Below are 15,189 nucleotides of genomic sequence, written 5' to 3'. Positions count from 1 at the left end.
GTACAGAAGTTTGGATAGAGATGGTTGGTTGGGGTAGTTTTAGATTATATGCTCCGCAAAGTCTCCGACTTTGAGGTAGTGATTTTCGGTTTTCAACCGAATTTATTTTGGATTGTTTAATTTATTAGGTCAGTCACAGACTGACGAACGCATCCTCAAAGTCGGAGACTTTGCGGAGCTGGGTTGTTTAATTTTATGTCAGCCACAGACTGACGAACGCATCCACAAAGTCAGAGACTTTGCGGAGCGAGTTCTAAATTTATATTTACTTAAAACTAATTTAATGAATAAAGAAATAGTATTTAAAGGTGAATGGTTTCTACCTGATAATTTAGATAACAAAATTAAAGGTATTCTAACGTTTAAGCCTAATGAGAAATATAGCTTACTTGAATTATTTGGAAGTTTTTATGAATTTGAAAACACTGATAATATAGATTTTATTTTAGGAACAACCTTTGACGGGACTGAAATTACTTTGCATAAATGTTACATTCAGAATTTAAGAGGTGTACCAAAAAATCCTGAGCAGAGATTGAGATTGAGAAGGCGTAATTTGAGCGGTCAACAATCAAGTAGTTATGCAGTAGAGTTTATATTTGAAGGTGCGCATATTAAAAATTATAATGAATTATCATTTGATGAAATTTTATCTGAAATTTTTAATCTTGATGAATGGCTTGGTGTACACGGATTTTCAAATATTGATACTAATTTTGAAATGGACGATAGCTTAAATCTTAATTTAAATTATGTAGAACCAAAGCCTATAGACTTTAAAATTAATGATGACTTAAGTGGTGCATTTAGATTTAATGTAACTAAATCGTCAACATCTCAATTTCAAAAAGAATATTCTCTAAAGCAAACTACTTATTTAACATTATTATCAAAAGCTTCATTATCACTTACTGATTGTATTCATTGTTTATTTAAGTTTCAAAACTTTTTGGTTATTTCATTATATACAAATACCAATCCTTTAAACATTGAATTAATATGTGATAAAATATTTGAAGATGTTAGAGTAGGTGAAACAGAATACATTCAAATTAAGAAACGAGTTAAATTGTATTTTAGTCATCGAAAAAGCATTGTCAATAAAACTCCGAAAACTCATTTTCAAATGTTATTCACTTATGATGATATAAAAGAAAATTTCCCTTTAATAATTAAAAATTGGTTCGAAAATTATAAGAGACTGGATGCTACTTTTAATTTAATATTTTATCATTTTTATATGAATGAAAAAATAATTGATGTTTTCTTTTTGAATTTAGCACAAGCGGCGGAGAGCTTCCATCTTTTGTTAAATATAAAAAATAAGCATTCTAGGATTTTACCAAGAGCTGAATTTAATAAGAAGAAAAAGAAAATCGAAGATTCATTAAATGATGTTGATTTATTTAAGTGGGTAAATATGCAACTCAATAATAAACTCATTTTAGAAATGAGATTGCGTGAGCTTATTAAACAGTATTCAATACCATCAGTTTCTAGTTTTATTGGGGATACTGAAGTTTTCATAAAACAGGTAAAACATACAAGGAATTATCTTACGCATTTTGATCCTGAAGGGAAAAAGAATGCTTTAGATGGTTTAGATTTAGTGGAATTATATTTAAAACTGCAACGACTTTTAATTGGAGCTATTCTTATTGAAGTGGGATTTGATAAAGAATTGCTAAATCAGTTATTTATAAATAAATCATCAAGAGTTTTTAATTAATTCCCAAGGCTCCGCAAAGTCTCCGACTTTGAGGTAGTGTTTTTCAGTCTCTGACTGACCTTAAAAAAGACAAAATGAAAGACAAAGAAGGATTCATAATTCGAGATCAATCCAAAGCGCATTTTATAACCGCTACGGTTGTGGACTGGGTTGATGTTTTTTCTAGAAAAACCTATAAAGATTGCGTCATCGAAAGCCTGGATTTTTGTATAAAAAATAAAGGAATGATTTTGTATGGATTTGTAATTATGTCCAATCACATTCATTTAATCATTCAGTCAGAAAACAGTAAATTATCCGATTTGATTCGGGATTTCAAGAAGTTTACGGCAAAGACCATTTTGAACAAAATAGAAACTGAGCCAGAAAGTAGAGCCGATTGGATGCTGAAACGTTTTGAATTTGCTTGCAAAAGCCATAGCCGAAATGAAAAATATCAGTTTTGGCAATATGGAAATCATCCCGAAGAAATTTTTTCAGAAAAGTTCTTTTGGTCGAAATTGGATTATATTCATTTGAATCCTGTTTGTGCAGGAATTGTTGCCAAAGCTTCTCATTATGTTTATTCCAGTGCTTCCAATTATGTTGAAGATAGTGGAATTATAGCAATTACAAAAGTTGATAATCCGGTAATAGATGTTTTGAAACCACAATCGATTAGCACTATTTATAATTGGTAACGAAGGTCGGAGACCTTTTATCACATCCTCAAAGTCGGAGACTTTGCGGAGCGTGGAATTATCTATTAGAGCGTCTATCATTATTTTGACTCGGACGTCTAGAGCCAAAACTATTATTCCCACTTCTTGATGAATTAGCAGGTTTTGCTTTCGGTGTTGAATTGCGTTGTGGTCTTCCTTGTCCTTGTTTGATCGGTTCGGTTGAAGCGTTGGGATCTGGCTCAAAACCTTTGATGTTTTCTTTTGGTAATTTTAAACCCACCAATTTTTCGATATCACGTAAAAAAACGGTTTCGTCTGGACTAAATAGCGAAATGGCTTCTCCACTTGCTCCAGCTCTTCCGGTTCTTCCAATTCGGTGCACGTAATCTTCGGGAATATTGGGCAATTCAAAATTGACAACGTGCGGTAATAATGGAATATCCAAACCTCGAGCGGCAATATCTGTGGCAACCAAAGCCGTCAGGCTTCCGTCTTTAAAACCTGCCAAAGCTTTGGTTCGTGCGCCTTGACCTTTGTTCCCGTGAATGGCTGCTGCTTTTATACCGGCAGAAATCATAGCTTCGGTTAGTTTGTTGGCACCTTGTTTGGTACGGGTAAATACCAAAATCTGTTTCCAGTTGCCTTCGGAAATAAGTTTAATAATTAGTTCTGTTTTTTTCTCTTTGGCACAAGGATACACTTTTTGAATAATGGCATCAACTGTAGTGTTTTCTGGTGTTGCTTCAACCAAAACGGGGTTGTGCAAAATACCCATTGCCAATTTCTTGATGTCTTTAGAGAAAGTTGCCGAAAATAGCAAATTTTGTCTTTTTGAAGGCAGTAATTTTATGACACGTTCAATATCTCGTAAAAATCCCATATCCAACATTCTATCAGCTTCATCCAAAACTAGGATTTCTACTTTGGAAAGCGTTATTAAACCTTGATTTTGCAAATCGATCAATCTACCGGGAGTGGCGACTAAAATATCGACACCTTGTCGCAATTGACTTACTTGTGGATTTTGGTTTACACCTCCAAAAATTACGGTGCTGCGCAAATCGACAAATTCACTATATTCTTTGATATTGTCAAGTATTTGAGCTGCCAATTCTCGTGTTGGAGTTAATATTAAGGCACGAATAGGTCTGTGGCTTAAGTGTTTTCCTTGTGATAATAATTGTAAAATTGGTAATGTGAAACCGGCTGTTTTTCCTGTTCCTGTTTGAGCTGAAGCTAAAACATCTTTACCTTCTAAAATAGGTGGAATTGCTTTTTGTTGTATTGGAGAAGGAGTTGTGTATCCTTTTTTGGTGATGGCTTTTAATAAAGCATCCGATAATCCTAATGAGTTGAATGACATAAATGGTGTTTATGAAGTAAACACTATTATTTTGAGTACTTCTTTAATTTGGCGCGAAGGTACTGCTAATTTTTACTATTTGATTTTTGAATACTTGATTTTGTTAAAATTAAATATTTTTAGACCTAAATTCTAAACTAAAATCTAAATTATTATTAATTAACCTCCGAAAAAGTATCTCCTTTACGAATATCCCCAGATTTAAAACCACGGTTAAACCAATATATTCTTTGTTTAGAAGTTCCGTGAGTAAACGAATCAGGAACTACTTGCCCTTGCATTTTTCTCTGTATAGCGTCGTCACCAACAGCATTTGCAGCACTCAAGGCTTCCTCAATATCTCCAGGTTCAAGAACTGCATTTTGTTTTTCGTTATAATGTGTCCAAAGTCCAGCATAGAAATCGGCTTGCAATTCTAGAGCTACCGATAATTTGTTTCCTTCCTTTTGGCTTCGGTTTTCTTGTAATTGGCGCACTTTATCAGAAGTTCCGAGTAGAGTTTGTATGTGATGACCAAATTCGTGTGCCAAAACATAAGCCACTGCAAAATCGCCACCTTCGGCACCAAATTTTGTTCTCAGTTCTTCAAAGAAACTCATATCCATATATATTTTTTTGTCGCCGGGACAATAAAAAGGTCCCGAAGCGGAACTCGCTCCACCACAAGCAGTTTGCACTTGACCGCTGAATAAAACTAACTTTGGGGCTTCGAAAGTGAGGTTGTTTTCTTCGAATATTTTAGTCCAAACATCTTCGTTGTCAGCCAAAAGGGTTTTTACAAATTCACCTTCTTTTATTTCTTCTGGAGTTAAAGCTCTAGTTTCTGTTTGAGTATTTTGTTGTTGATTGAATTCCTCTAATATTGGCGTAATCATTTGAACATTTTCGCCACCAAAAGCATTTAATAGTAAGATGACAATTCCTAAAATTCCTCCACCAAGTGCTGCTTTTCCACCACCTGACATTCCTCGTCTATCATCAACATTATCGCTTTGTCTTCTATTAATCCATTTCATAGGAGTATATTTTAGTTGAAAATTTTTATAAATATATTTAATTTTTCAATTCAATCAAATTAACCATTTGATGATTGTTTCTTCAATAATACCTTTTGCTATGGGTTTTGAGATATAATCATTCATTCCTATTTTTAGACATTTTATTTTTTCTTCATTTTCAGTTCCTGCCGTTACAGCAATTATAGGAATATTTTTTCCTAAGGTTGTATTTCTTATTGCTTTTGTTGCTTCATAACCATTCATAATTGGCATTTGAATGTCCATAAAAATAATATCAGGATTTATAGTTTCAAATTGGCTAACGGCATCTTTACCGTTAAAAACTTCAAAAATGGTAGCATCAATAAATATGTTTTTAATGATTGTTTTCAATAATAACATATTGATTTTGTTGTCTTCGGCAATTAGTACTTTTAATTTTCTTAAGCGTTCGCTCGTTTTAATACTATTTTTAATATTGTTTTCTACTGGATTTTCAATTTTTATTTTCTCGTCAGTTGTTTGATTACTGGTTTTTAAATCTAAATCGAAATAAAAAGTACTTCCAACGTTTATTTTACTTTCAAGACGAAGACTACTATTCATCAATGCCAATAATTGATTAGAAATACTTAATCCTAAACCAGTTCCTCCATATTTTTTGGTTGTTGAATTATCTTCTTGAGAAAATGCCTTAAAAATCTTATTCCAGTTTTCTTCTAGTATTCCAATGCCTGAATCTATTACAGAAAAACGAATTTTAGTATTGGAATCATCTGTTTTTTCTTGAACAGAAACGACTAGTTTTACCATCCCTTTTTCAGTAAATTTTACCGCATTTGCTAGAAGATTAATTAATACTTGTTTTAGTCGAACGATATCAATCCAAAAATATTTAGGAATATCTTTGGATATAAGCAGTTCTAATTTTAAGTTTTTCTGTTTGGATTCGTAGGATATTAAGTCGATTATTTGGTTTAGTAATTCCTTAATTTCACATTTTTCAATAAATAAATCTAGTTTTCCAGCTTCTATTTTTGAAAAGTCAAGAATATTATTGATAATATCTAATAAGGAAAGAGCCGATTGATTTACGGTAATCATGTGTTTTTCCTGAACTTTTTCGAGATTTGTTTTCAAAAGTAAGTCAGTAAAACCTATTATTCCATTCAGCGGAGTCCGGATTTCATGGCTCATATTAGCAAGAAATTCTGATTTTGCCTTGTTAGCAGCTTCTGCTATTTCTTTTGAAATTAGTGCTTCTTCTGCCTTTTTTTTATTGGTTATATCAAAGAATATTCCTCCTACATAACTAATTAAATTATCTTTTTTAATGCTGTCTCCAAACTCTTCAACCCAAACAATATGGCCTTTTTTGTGGATAATTCGATAAACAATTTGAATTTTTTTATGTTCTGAAACTAATTTTTTTACAGCATTTAGAACCTCTTTTTTGTCATCGGGATGAATTAAATCAATATAATTTATTTTACTTTCAATAAATTCTGATTGAGCATATCCTGTTAGGTTTTCTATTTCATTATTAATGTAAATTTTGCTCCAATTTTTGTCAATATTAGATAAATAAACTGTGCCTGGAATATTATCAGCCAATAAGCGAAATTTTTCTTGGCTTTCATTTAATATAGTTTCATTTCTATTTCTTTCCAATACTGAAGTAATATTATTGGCAAGTGTTTGCAAAATATTGATTTCATCTTCAGACCATTTTTTTTCTTTGCTACAATCATCAAAACCGATAAAACCAGAAAATACATTATCAAGAAAGATGGGTATGATTAGGATGGATTTGATTTCATTGGCTATTAATAATTCTTTAAAAAAGGAATCTTCGAGTTGGCTTGTAATAGATTTAAAACTTTTTTTATTTTTTGCATTAGCTACAATTTCTTTGAAATTTTCATAAGAGAATTTTCTTAATTTAGTGATTTGGGAAGGAATACCTTCTTTTGACCATTTGAATTTTTGGCTAAATAACTTAGTGTTGAAATCTAGCTCATAATAAAAAATGTGATCTGCTTTTGTGGCTTTCCCCATTATTTCATAGGTTGCTATAAACATTTCATTGATGCTTTTGCTCGACAGAAATTTTTCGGTACACAATGTCATTGCAGATAAGAGGTCACTTTTATATTTCAGCTTTTTTTCTGCCACATATCTCCTTTTTGATAAAATAGCTAATGAAATGATGTCGGATATTGATCTTGCAAAATTAATATCTTCATTGTCCCAATTTCTTTGAACTTTTGTAGTTTCAAAACTGATAGTTCCAACTAAATCTCCATTAGTAAAAACGGGTATGTCAAGCATTGACTTAATCTTTTCTCGGGTAAAGTAGCCTTCTTTGAATTCTGACACTTCCCATTTATCGAAAACATTTGTCGCAACAATTTGAGCTTTAGTTTTTACCGATTCAAAATATATTGGAAATTTGTCTCTGTTTAAAATAACTTTTTCTTCATATTTATTTTCGTCTAGGTTATACAATCGTTTACGTATGATGGCATCCTCAGTATATTTCCAAAAACTAACCCTATTGCATTTAGAGGCTTTCGCAGCTGCTTCAATAATTATTTCGGTTGCTTCGCCAAAATTTTTATAGTTTCTAAAATTTGTTGTCAATAAAATTTTAATTGCCTTATTATAGCGTTCTATTTTTTTTTGACGTTTATGATTTTCGTCTTCAATATTTTTTAAAAGTGTAATATCTCTGGCAATTCCAGAAAAACCAACAATTTTACCAGAATCATTTCTCCTTATTATTACCTTTTGAGAAATCCAAATTTCTTGGCCGTTCTTTTTTATCGTAGGAAATTCAATAGTTGAAAAATCATTATTATTCAAAGGTAAATTCAGGTAAAAATCATTCATTTTACTGATGTAATCTTTTCGGATAAATTCCAAAAAATTTCTATTGATGACTTCCTCAGGTTTGTAGCCAAGTGTTTTGATTGTAAAGTCATTTATAAAAGTAAAATTCCCTAGGTTATCCACTTCAAAAATGATGTCGGTTGCATTTTGAACTAAATTCTGATATTGGTTTTGATGGTTTATTTCATTAGTGATGTCATTTCCTATTCCTATTATTAGATTTTCGCTGTGTTTTTTATTTTTCCATTGAATGTATTTGTATTCCCCATTTTTGCATTTTAATTTCCTAACATACAATCTTTCATCAGTATAATTTTCCCAATATTTTTTAACATTAAATTCTTTGTCTTCGGTAAGTTTCCAAAATTCCATCCCCATAATTTCCTCTGGAGTATATCCTAAAATGGAGGTAATTGTTTCGCTACAAAAAGAAATTTCACCTTTTGTATTCGTAGCAATAGTTAGCGAGCTACCATTATTTACAATTTCATTAGTAAATCTAAATTTGTCTCTAATGCTTAGTAGCGATTTATGTCGAACATAATTGATGACTTGTATTATTAAAGAGTAATTAAATAATATGGTTGTTGATCTTACTGGGGTTATTTCAAAAAAGAAAAGAATACAAATGAAGACAAAAACCGATAAGACAAAAAACCAGTACAATTTTAGAGGTTTAAGAATATCAAAAGAAAAGAAAAACCATATTATAAAACCAATAATTGGTATTATGTCAGAGGGCGTGAAAATTAAATTCCTAGATATTAGGCAAAAAGTGATTATATAAATAACCTTAAAAATGTTTTGTAAATTTTGAAAAACATAAGGAGATTTTTTGCTAATAAAATATACCGCCAAGAAGAAAGCCCCTAAACTACAATTTGGGATTAATAAACTTTTTGATCTTACATTGAAAAATTCGAATGTAATTTCTAGAATCGGAATTATAATTCCCAAATACAAAAGATAGATTTGGGCTTCTTTGTTTTTTGAATCCCCTTTTGTCAGGGTTGCTATATATTTATTTTTAAATGAAGATTTAATTTCTAAAAACTTATAAATCAATATAAAAGCAAAAAAAATTAAAAAAGGGGCAACAATTTCAAATAAGTGATTGTTTACAACTAATTCAGTTTTAAAAAAGAAAGGGGTGATAAATATATTGTTCGAAACAAAATAATAATCATTTAAGTTGGAAATAAATGTTGGTATTTGATTACACGGCATTATTGTAGGCTTTGTAGGTTATTATTAAGATTAGATTTGGGATCTCGTCTTTTTTGTTATAAATATATTTTTTTAAATTGATAAATTGATAAAATTATTTAAAAAAAACTATAATATCGAATCTGATTCTACCAATTCACTTTCAGAATCAACTCCTATAATTTCAGAATAAATGGTATATTCCATTGAATACAGAAACGGAATTGTAAAAAATAGCCCAATACATAATCCAAATATTCCAATTGCTGCTCCAATAATTGCTACTATTAATAATCCTAAAAGAACCAAAGGTTGTTTAGAAACAATTATAATGCTTGATTTTATGGCGTCAAATGCATTTAATTTTCCAAATACAACAAAAGGAATTGTCAAGAATGTTAGAAAGGAAATAGTCAAAGAAATTAAAGTTCCAATAGTTTGAATTCCGGCAAGTTCAAGAAGAAATGCAAGACCTGAACTTGTAAATGAAAGTAGTAAAGTTGAGATTAAAATGTTTGCGAAATAAGGCGATTTATAATAGGCAAACATCGACGATATATGAAATTCCTCGTCTTTTTCTCCGCAATCGGCCATTTTAAGAAATCCAGCATAAAAAGGACTTAGAAATCCTGAAAGTAATATTATTCCAGCTTCAAGAGGCAATAAAATATTCAATGGAATATCTTTTATTGATTTAAAATTTTTAAGATTTTCATTAAATGCTTCCATATTATCTATTCCTATGTAATTGATGATACCAGTAATCATAAGTGCTATTAATAAAATTATATAAACTAAAAGCATTAAACCAGCATACAAAACGATTTTTTTATAATTTTCGAAAGCGTGTTCAAAAACATTTCCAAAATCCAGTTGGTAACCATTGTTTTTTATTTCTTCAATTCTCTTTTTTATTGGGCTCATATTTTATTGTTTTTTTTATTGGTCTCAAATATAGTTTAAAACTATGCACTTTTATTTATTTTTAGGTTGTAACAAGTTAACCACGAAGCACACGCTCGACCGTTGCTAACAGACGAAGTAAATTAAAACGAATCAATTTGCGAAAATTTGTTTAATTCGTGGTAAATATATAAGTATTGCAACTGTGCAGTTTACAACCATTTCAATATTTTTTTAATTGTTGCTAATTTGTCTTTATAAGGTGCATAGCGCATTGGCAAATCTAACCAATTTGCTTTTTTTACAATACTTTTTTTATGGGAAAAAACGTCAAAACTTAAACTTCCGTGATAGGCACCAATTCCGCTGTGACCAACACCTCCAAAAGGCAATCTTTTGTTCGAAAAATGAACAACTGTATCGTTGATGCAACCTCCTCCAAACGAATATTTTTGAATGATTGTTTTATAAAAAGCGTGATTTTCTGTGAAGACATATAATGCTAACGGTTTTTCATATTTGGAGATTATGGCTTCAATTTCTGCTTCATTTTCGTAAGTAAGAATGGGTAATATTGGTCCAAAAATCTCTTCTTTCATAATTAAAGTATCTATTGAAGTTTCGTCAATGAGAGTGGGGGCAATATAGCAATTTTCAATATTGGTTTGACCTCCAAATAGCACTTTTTCAGGATCAATTCTATCGACTAATCGTTGCCAGTTTTTGGTATTTATAATTCTAGCAAAATCAGGAGATTCACTTGGATTTTCGCTATAAGCTTGGGTAATTTCTTCTTTTAAATAAGTCACAAAATGTTTTTTCATATCTTTTTGAATCAAGATATAATCAGGTGCAATGCAAGTTTGACCAGCATTCATAAATTTCCCCCAAACAATTCTTCTAGCTGCTAGTTTCAAATTTGCAGTTTCGTCAATAATACAAGGGTTTTTCCCTCCAAGTTCTAGAGTTACAGGAGTTAGATTTTCAGCGGCAGCTTTTGCTACAATTTTACCCACATCGACACTTCCTGTAAAAAAGATATAATCCCAACGTTCAGAAAGTAATTTTTGCGAAACTTCAATTCCGCCTTCAATGACATCAACGTGATTTTTTTCGAAAACTTTACTGATTATTTTGGCAATTATTTCGGATGTTTTCGGAGTCAATTCCGATGGTTTTAATACAACTTGATTTCCAGCAGCAACAGCCGAAATTAAAGGGCAAAGAGCTAATTGAAAAGGATAATTCCAAGGGGAAAGTATCAACACTTTGCCGTAAGGTTCTTTATAAATGAAATCGGTTGAAGGAAAGTTTAATAAAGATGGAAAAACTCTTTTGGGTTTTGCCCAACTTTTTATATTCTTGATGGTATCTTTTAATTCCGAAATCACATAACTGGTTTCAGTTAGCACTGCTTCAAAAGCTGGTTTTTTGAAATCGTCGTATAAAGCTTGAATTATTTCGTTTTCATAGACAATGACAGCATTTAGCAGTTTTATCAAGGTTTTTTTCCTGAATCCTACATCTATTTTGTAACTCATAATTAATTTCTAATTTCACATAATTTATGGCATCTTATCTTAATCCAAGTCTATATCCTATATAAAAATCTGCTTGTTTTGTATCACTTACTAATGCAGTTACAATGGAACTGGAACCTAAATAAAAGCCATAAGCTCTAAATCCTAAACCACCTGTAGTTCCAGAGATTTCATTATTTGCCCAAGCCGAATATACTTCAAAATTTTTAAGAGAATATCGAGGAGTAATCGAGATTACATTTTGTGTGATGATTTGATTGTTTTCACCATTATCTCTTAATTTTTGTTGTGTGTAAAGAGTTAGATAAAATTTTGAATATACTTTTACATCAGCATAAAGCGATAAAATCGTTGGTAAATTTACTTTAAAATCTGTGTTTGATTCAGTTTTTGTCAAGTAGCCATCGTTTTGTAAAATGGTTTCAACATCACTAAGGCTTCCAATATTTTGAAATTGACTTAAAGCCAGTCCGTTCGGGTTTGCAATTGTTGGTTGTATTTTTAAATTATAGTTTGTAGAAGAGTTTCCTGTATTTTTGAATGTCATTGCACCAATATTTCTGACAGATAACCCCGCATTTATTTTGTAATCATCTTTGTCTTTCAATCGATAATTCAAACCTAAATCGACTGCAAAACCATTTAAATTTCCAAAAATAGATTTTGAATAATCGCTGAAATTAGTATTGCTTCCACTTAAATTTTCTGAATATGCAATATTTAGATTGGCCTGAGTATTATTTAAATAAGCTTCAGTTGCAAGAGTGTTTATTGTTCCTTGAAATTTATCTAAACCTAAATTTGTATAAGAATCTGGAAATAATAATTTGATAGTTGCACCAGCATTTAATTTATGTTTTTCATTTTCGAATAAATTTCGTGCTGCTGAAAATCCAACTTCGCCCCAACTGGTTCCATTTAAACGTTGATTATTGTCGTTATTTATAATCGTAGTCGAACCAGGAATAATATTATTTATTCCAGAATTGATAGCATCACCCAAATTAGGGTCAACATCAACAAGATTTAACTGGGCATATCCTTTGGTAGTAAGACCTAAAGACCATTTATTAATTTTCATAGCAAATCCAGGTCCGAAAATTTCAGCATCAATACGCATATTAACTGGTTCATTTCCTTTGAAAATTAAATCTTCAATATTATTCCCATTCACGATGTCGCTGAAACCAACTTTGTTGTTAGAGATGTTAAAACTTAATGAGAAAAAGTTGACTTCATATTTAGAACTTAAATTAGAAAGTTCAGCGGGGTTAATATCTGCATTTAAAATTCCGACTCTTCGTGAAGTCTTCATACCAGAGAAATGGTCTTGAGCTGACATATTAAAAAATGTAATGAAACAAATTATAATAGATAGATTTTTCATACAATGTTTGATTTAAATTTAATTGATTTGGTTAACTCAAAGATACAATTTTTTAAATCATATAGCATTCCAAATCACATCATTTGGAACTGGAGCCACGATGATTGTATTTTCCTTAGAAACAGGATGAATAAAAACTAATTTTCGGGCGTGTAGATGGATGCCACCATCAGGATTACTTCGGTCAAAACCGTATTTCAAATCGCCTTTTATAGGTGAACCAATTGCTGAAAGTTGTGCTCTGATTTGGTGATGCCTTCCAGTATGAAGATTGATTTCTAAGGCAAAATAATTATTTAGTTCTTTGATGACTTTATAATCTAAACTTGCTATTTTACTTTCGGGAACTTCGTTGATGTGCGCTTTTGAAGTATTGTTTTTCTCGTTTCTTTTCAGGAAATGAACGAGCTTATCTTCGGGTTTTTGAGGTTTGTTTTTTACAATTGCCCAATAGGTTTTCTGAGTTTCACGATTTTTAAATAAGTCATTCAATCGCATCAAAGCTTTACTGGTTCTGGCAAAAACCACGATTCCTGTAGTTGGTCTGTCCAATCGATGAACTACGCCCAGAAAAACTTCGCCAGGTTTGTTGTATTTGTCTTTAATGTATTCTTTCACGACTTCGGAAAGGGGTTTGTCACCCGTTTTATCACCTTGTACAATATCTCCCACACGCTTGTTAACCACAATAATATGATTGTCTTCGTGCAAGATTTGGAGGTTATTTTTGTCGGAAAGTATTTTCATTGATTATTTAGCTTCTTATTTGGTTACAAAAATTGAAGTTTTATAGTTGCTTGTCGCCAAATTCATTTTTTCAAAATACTGCTCTGGAATTTCTTTCTTATCTTTTGTTGGAATTACAAAAAATATTTTTTTGTTCAAGGTTAAAATCGAATCTAATTGAACTTCGGTTTTTACCACTTTGGACTTACCGTTGGTGTAAAATTGCCCTGAATAATTTTTATCTTTCCAATAATACAAAGGGATTTCTTTGTTTTCGGTTTTGATTTTTATGTTTTCTAAAAGATATTTATCAGAATTCATATATTGATCTAATTTTCCTGAAGCAAACAGTCCGAAATAAGCGATAAAAACGATTGCAGGAAAAATCAATGCAATGCGAATTATGAGTTTCTTTTTTGTAAAATCTTCCCACCAATACACGATTAAAAACATTATTGGAAATGCTACAGGAAGCATATAAGTATGCAAAATATTTTTAGAAAGTGTGAAAAATAGGGGAGTCCAAAGCAGCCATAAAACCAAGAAGGAAATCCAACTATTTTTTAAAATTGTTTTTCTAGTTTTCCATAATTTATAAAATACAATTTGTATCCACGGAAGACCAAAAACAAAAATAAATGCCCAAATCATTCCTTTTGGTTGTGAGTGCCCACTTCCATATAAATCACCTTTCCATCCAGGTTCTATAAAGCGTTTATAGTGTTCTCCCACTATGAAATAATCAAGAAAACCTGGAGTTTCTTTCTCTGCAAAATAATACCAAGGGATGGCAATTATAGCCGTTATAAGAATTCCAATGATGATAGAAAATTTAGAAAAAAGGTCTCGAAATCTTTTGATATCTAAACAACACCATAAAAAAAGTGGTGGAAAAGTTAGTACAATTATTAACGGTCCCTTTGCCAAAAATCCAAATCCTAATGCAACAAAAAATAGGTAATTCCAATAGGTTTTGGTTTCACTTTTCATCGTTTGCCAAAAGGAAATCATCATTATGGCAACACAGAATTCTAGAGTAGTATCAGTTGAAACAACTCCTGTATGTATCAGGAATTCAGGCATTGTCAATAAAATAAAACCTGGTAGATAAAATGAAGTGCCACTCTTTTTCGCCATTTTTCCAGCAATAACAATCAAGAGAATACTTAGCAAAAAAGAAGGGAATCTTGAGGCAAATTCATTGATTCCAAATGCAGTAAAACTCGCTGCAGAAAGCCAAGTAGATAATGGTGGTTTTGCCCAAAACGGAATGCCATAATCTATTTGTAAACTAACCCATTGGTTTGTTTCTTGCATAATTCTTGCGATTTCGGCATATCTTGCTTCGGTTTTATCCAATAATGGAATTGTTGCCGTCAGTAATAATCTGAAAATTGCAATAAGAATTACGGATATAGATAGAACAAAGGAATTATTTTTAAGCTTTTCGGATAACATTTACAATAAGTTTGAGTTAGTGGTATTCTTTGCTATTTTTTTATATTTCCTGCTGATTTCAAATAAATCAAACCACAGTTTAAATCCGTAAGTGAATTTAACTTTAGAATCTCCTTTTTCCACCCATAGTTTCAAGGGAACTTCTCGCATTTTTTCAATAGCTTTTTCTTTGCCAAAAAAATGAATCATTCTGTAAAATATTTCAACATCAAACAACCATCTTGAAATAAATTCCTTTTGAAATAACTCTTCAGAGATTTCTTTTGTAAACAGTTTGCTACCACATTGGGTATCATAAACCTTGATGTCAAGAATGTTAGAAAT

Annotated in this window: 10 protein-coding genes and 1 pseudogene; 2 read left to right on the top strand and 9 right to left on the bottom strand. The window is 31.1% G+C overall.

From position 1 onward, the window contains the following. Nucleotides 1-283: 283 nt before the first annotated feature. On the top strand, nt 284-1,729 hold the full coding sequence (locus PHC28_RS06985; RefSeq protein ID WP_300097663.1) for a HEPN domain-containing protein: 1,446 nt from the start codon (nt 284-286) through the stop codon (nt 1,727-1,729). Between the two features lie 74 nt (nt 1,730-1,803). Beyond that, nucleotides 1,804-2,409 carry a transposase gene (locus PHC28_RS06980; protein WP_300097660.1) on the top strand — a complete coding sequence of 202 codons (606 nt, stop codon included), beginning with the start codon at nt 1,804-1,806 and terminating at the stop codon, nt 2,407-2,409. A gap of 58 nt (nt 2,410-2,467) precedes the next feature. Here the strand turns inward: PHC28_RS06980 and PHC28_RS06975 are convergent, their stop codons facing one another. From PHC28_RS06975 to PHC28_RS06935, 9 genes and pseudogenes are all read right to left on the bottom strand, one after another. After that, nucleotides 2,468-3,754 carry a DEAD/DEAH box helicase gene (locus PHC28_RS06975; RefSeq protein ID WP_300097656.1) on the bottom strand — a complete coding sequence of 429 codons (1,287 nt, stop codon included), beginning with the start codon at nt 3,752-3,754 and terminating at the stop codon, nt 2,468-2,470. A 155-nt stretch (nt 3,755-3,909) separates the two neighbouring features. Next, nucleotides 3,910-4,770, bottom strand: coding sequence for a neutral zinc metallopeptidase (locus tag PHC28_RS06970; RefSeq protein WP_300097653.1), 861 nt, complete (start codon nt 4,768-4,770; stop codon nt 3,910-3,912). Between the two features lie 54 nt (nt 4,771-4,824). Next, entirely contained in the window at nt 4,825-8,310 is a 3,486-nt protein-coding gene (locus PHC28_RS06965; RefSeq protein WP_300097650.1) for a PAS domain S-box protein, read from the bottom strand. Nucleotides 8,311-8,979: 669 nt separating this feature from the next. Continuing rightward, nucleotides 8,980-9,774 carry a hypothetical protein gene (locus tag PHC28_RS06960; protein WP_300097647.1) on the bottom strand — a complete coding sequence of 265 codons (795 nt, stop codon included), beginning with the start codon at nt 9,772-9,774 and terminating at the stop codon, nt 8,980-8,982. A 191-nt stretch (nt 9,775-9,965) separates the two neighbouring features. Continuing rightward, complete coding sequence (locus PHC28_RS06955; protein WP_300097645.1) at nt 9,966-11,294, bottom strand: aldehyde dehydrogenase; 1,329 nt, start codon at nt 11,292-11,294, stop codon at nt 9,966-9,968. Nucleotides 11,295-11,328: 34 nt separating this feature from the next. Next, nucleotides 11,329-12,636 carry a DUF5723 family protein gene (locus tag PHC28_RS06950; protein ID WP_300097641.1) on the bottom strand — a complete coding sequence of 436 codons (1,308 nt, stop codon included), beginning with the start codon at nt 12,634-12,636 and terminating at the stop codon, nt 11,329-11,331. Between the two features lie 102 nt (nt 12,637-12,738). Further along, entirely contained in the window at nt 12,739-13,428 is a 690-nt protein-coding gene (locus PHC28_RS06945) for an RluA family pseudouridine synthase (protein ID WP_300097638.1), read from the bottom strand. A 15-nt stretch (nt 13,429-13,443) separates the two neighbouring features. Further along, the gene (locus PHC28_RS06940; protein ID WP_300097634.1) at nt 13,444-14,865 is read right to left on the bottom strand and encodes a glycosyltransferase family 39 protein; all 1,422 of its coding nucleotides are present in this window, start codon (nt 14,863-14,865) and stop codon (nt 13,444-13,446) included. Next, nucleotides 14,866-15,189, bottom strand: a pseudogene (locus tag PHC28_RS06935) (glycosyl transferase family 2); the annotation flags it as partial.

The sequence above is a fragment of the Flavobacterium sp. genome (assembly GCF_028712645.1).
Taxonomy (GTDB): Bacteria; Bacteroidota; Bacteroidia; order Flavobacteriales; family Flavobacteriaceae; genus Flavobacterium.
Note: the sequence above shows the minus strand (reverse complement) of the source record. Positions and strands in the feature narration are given on the sequence as shown.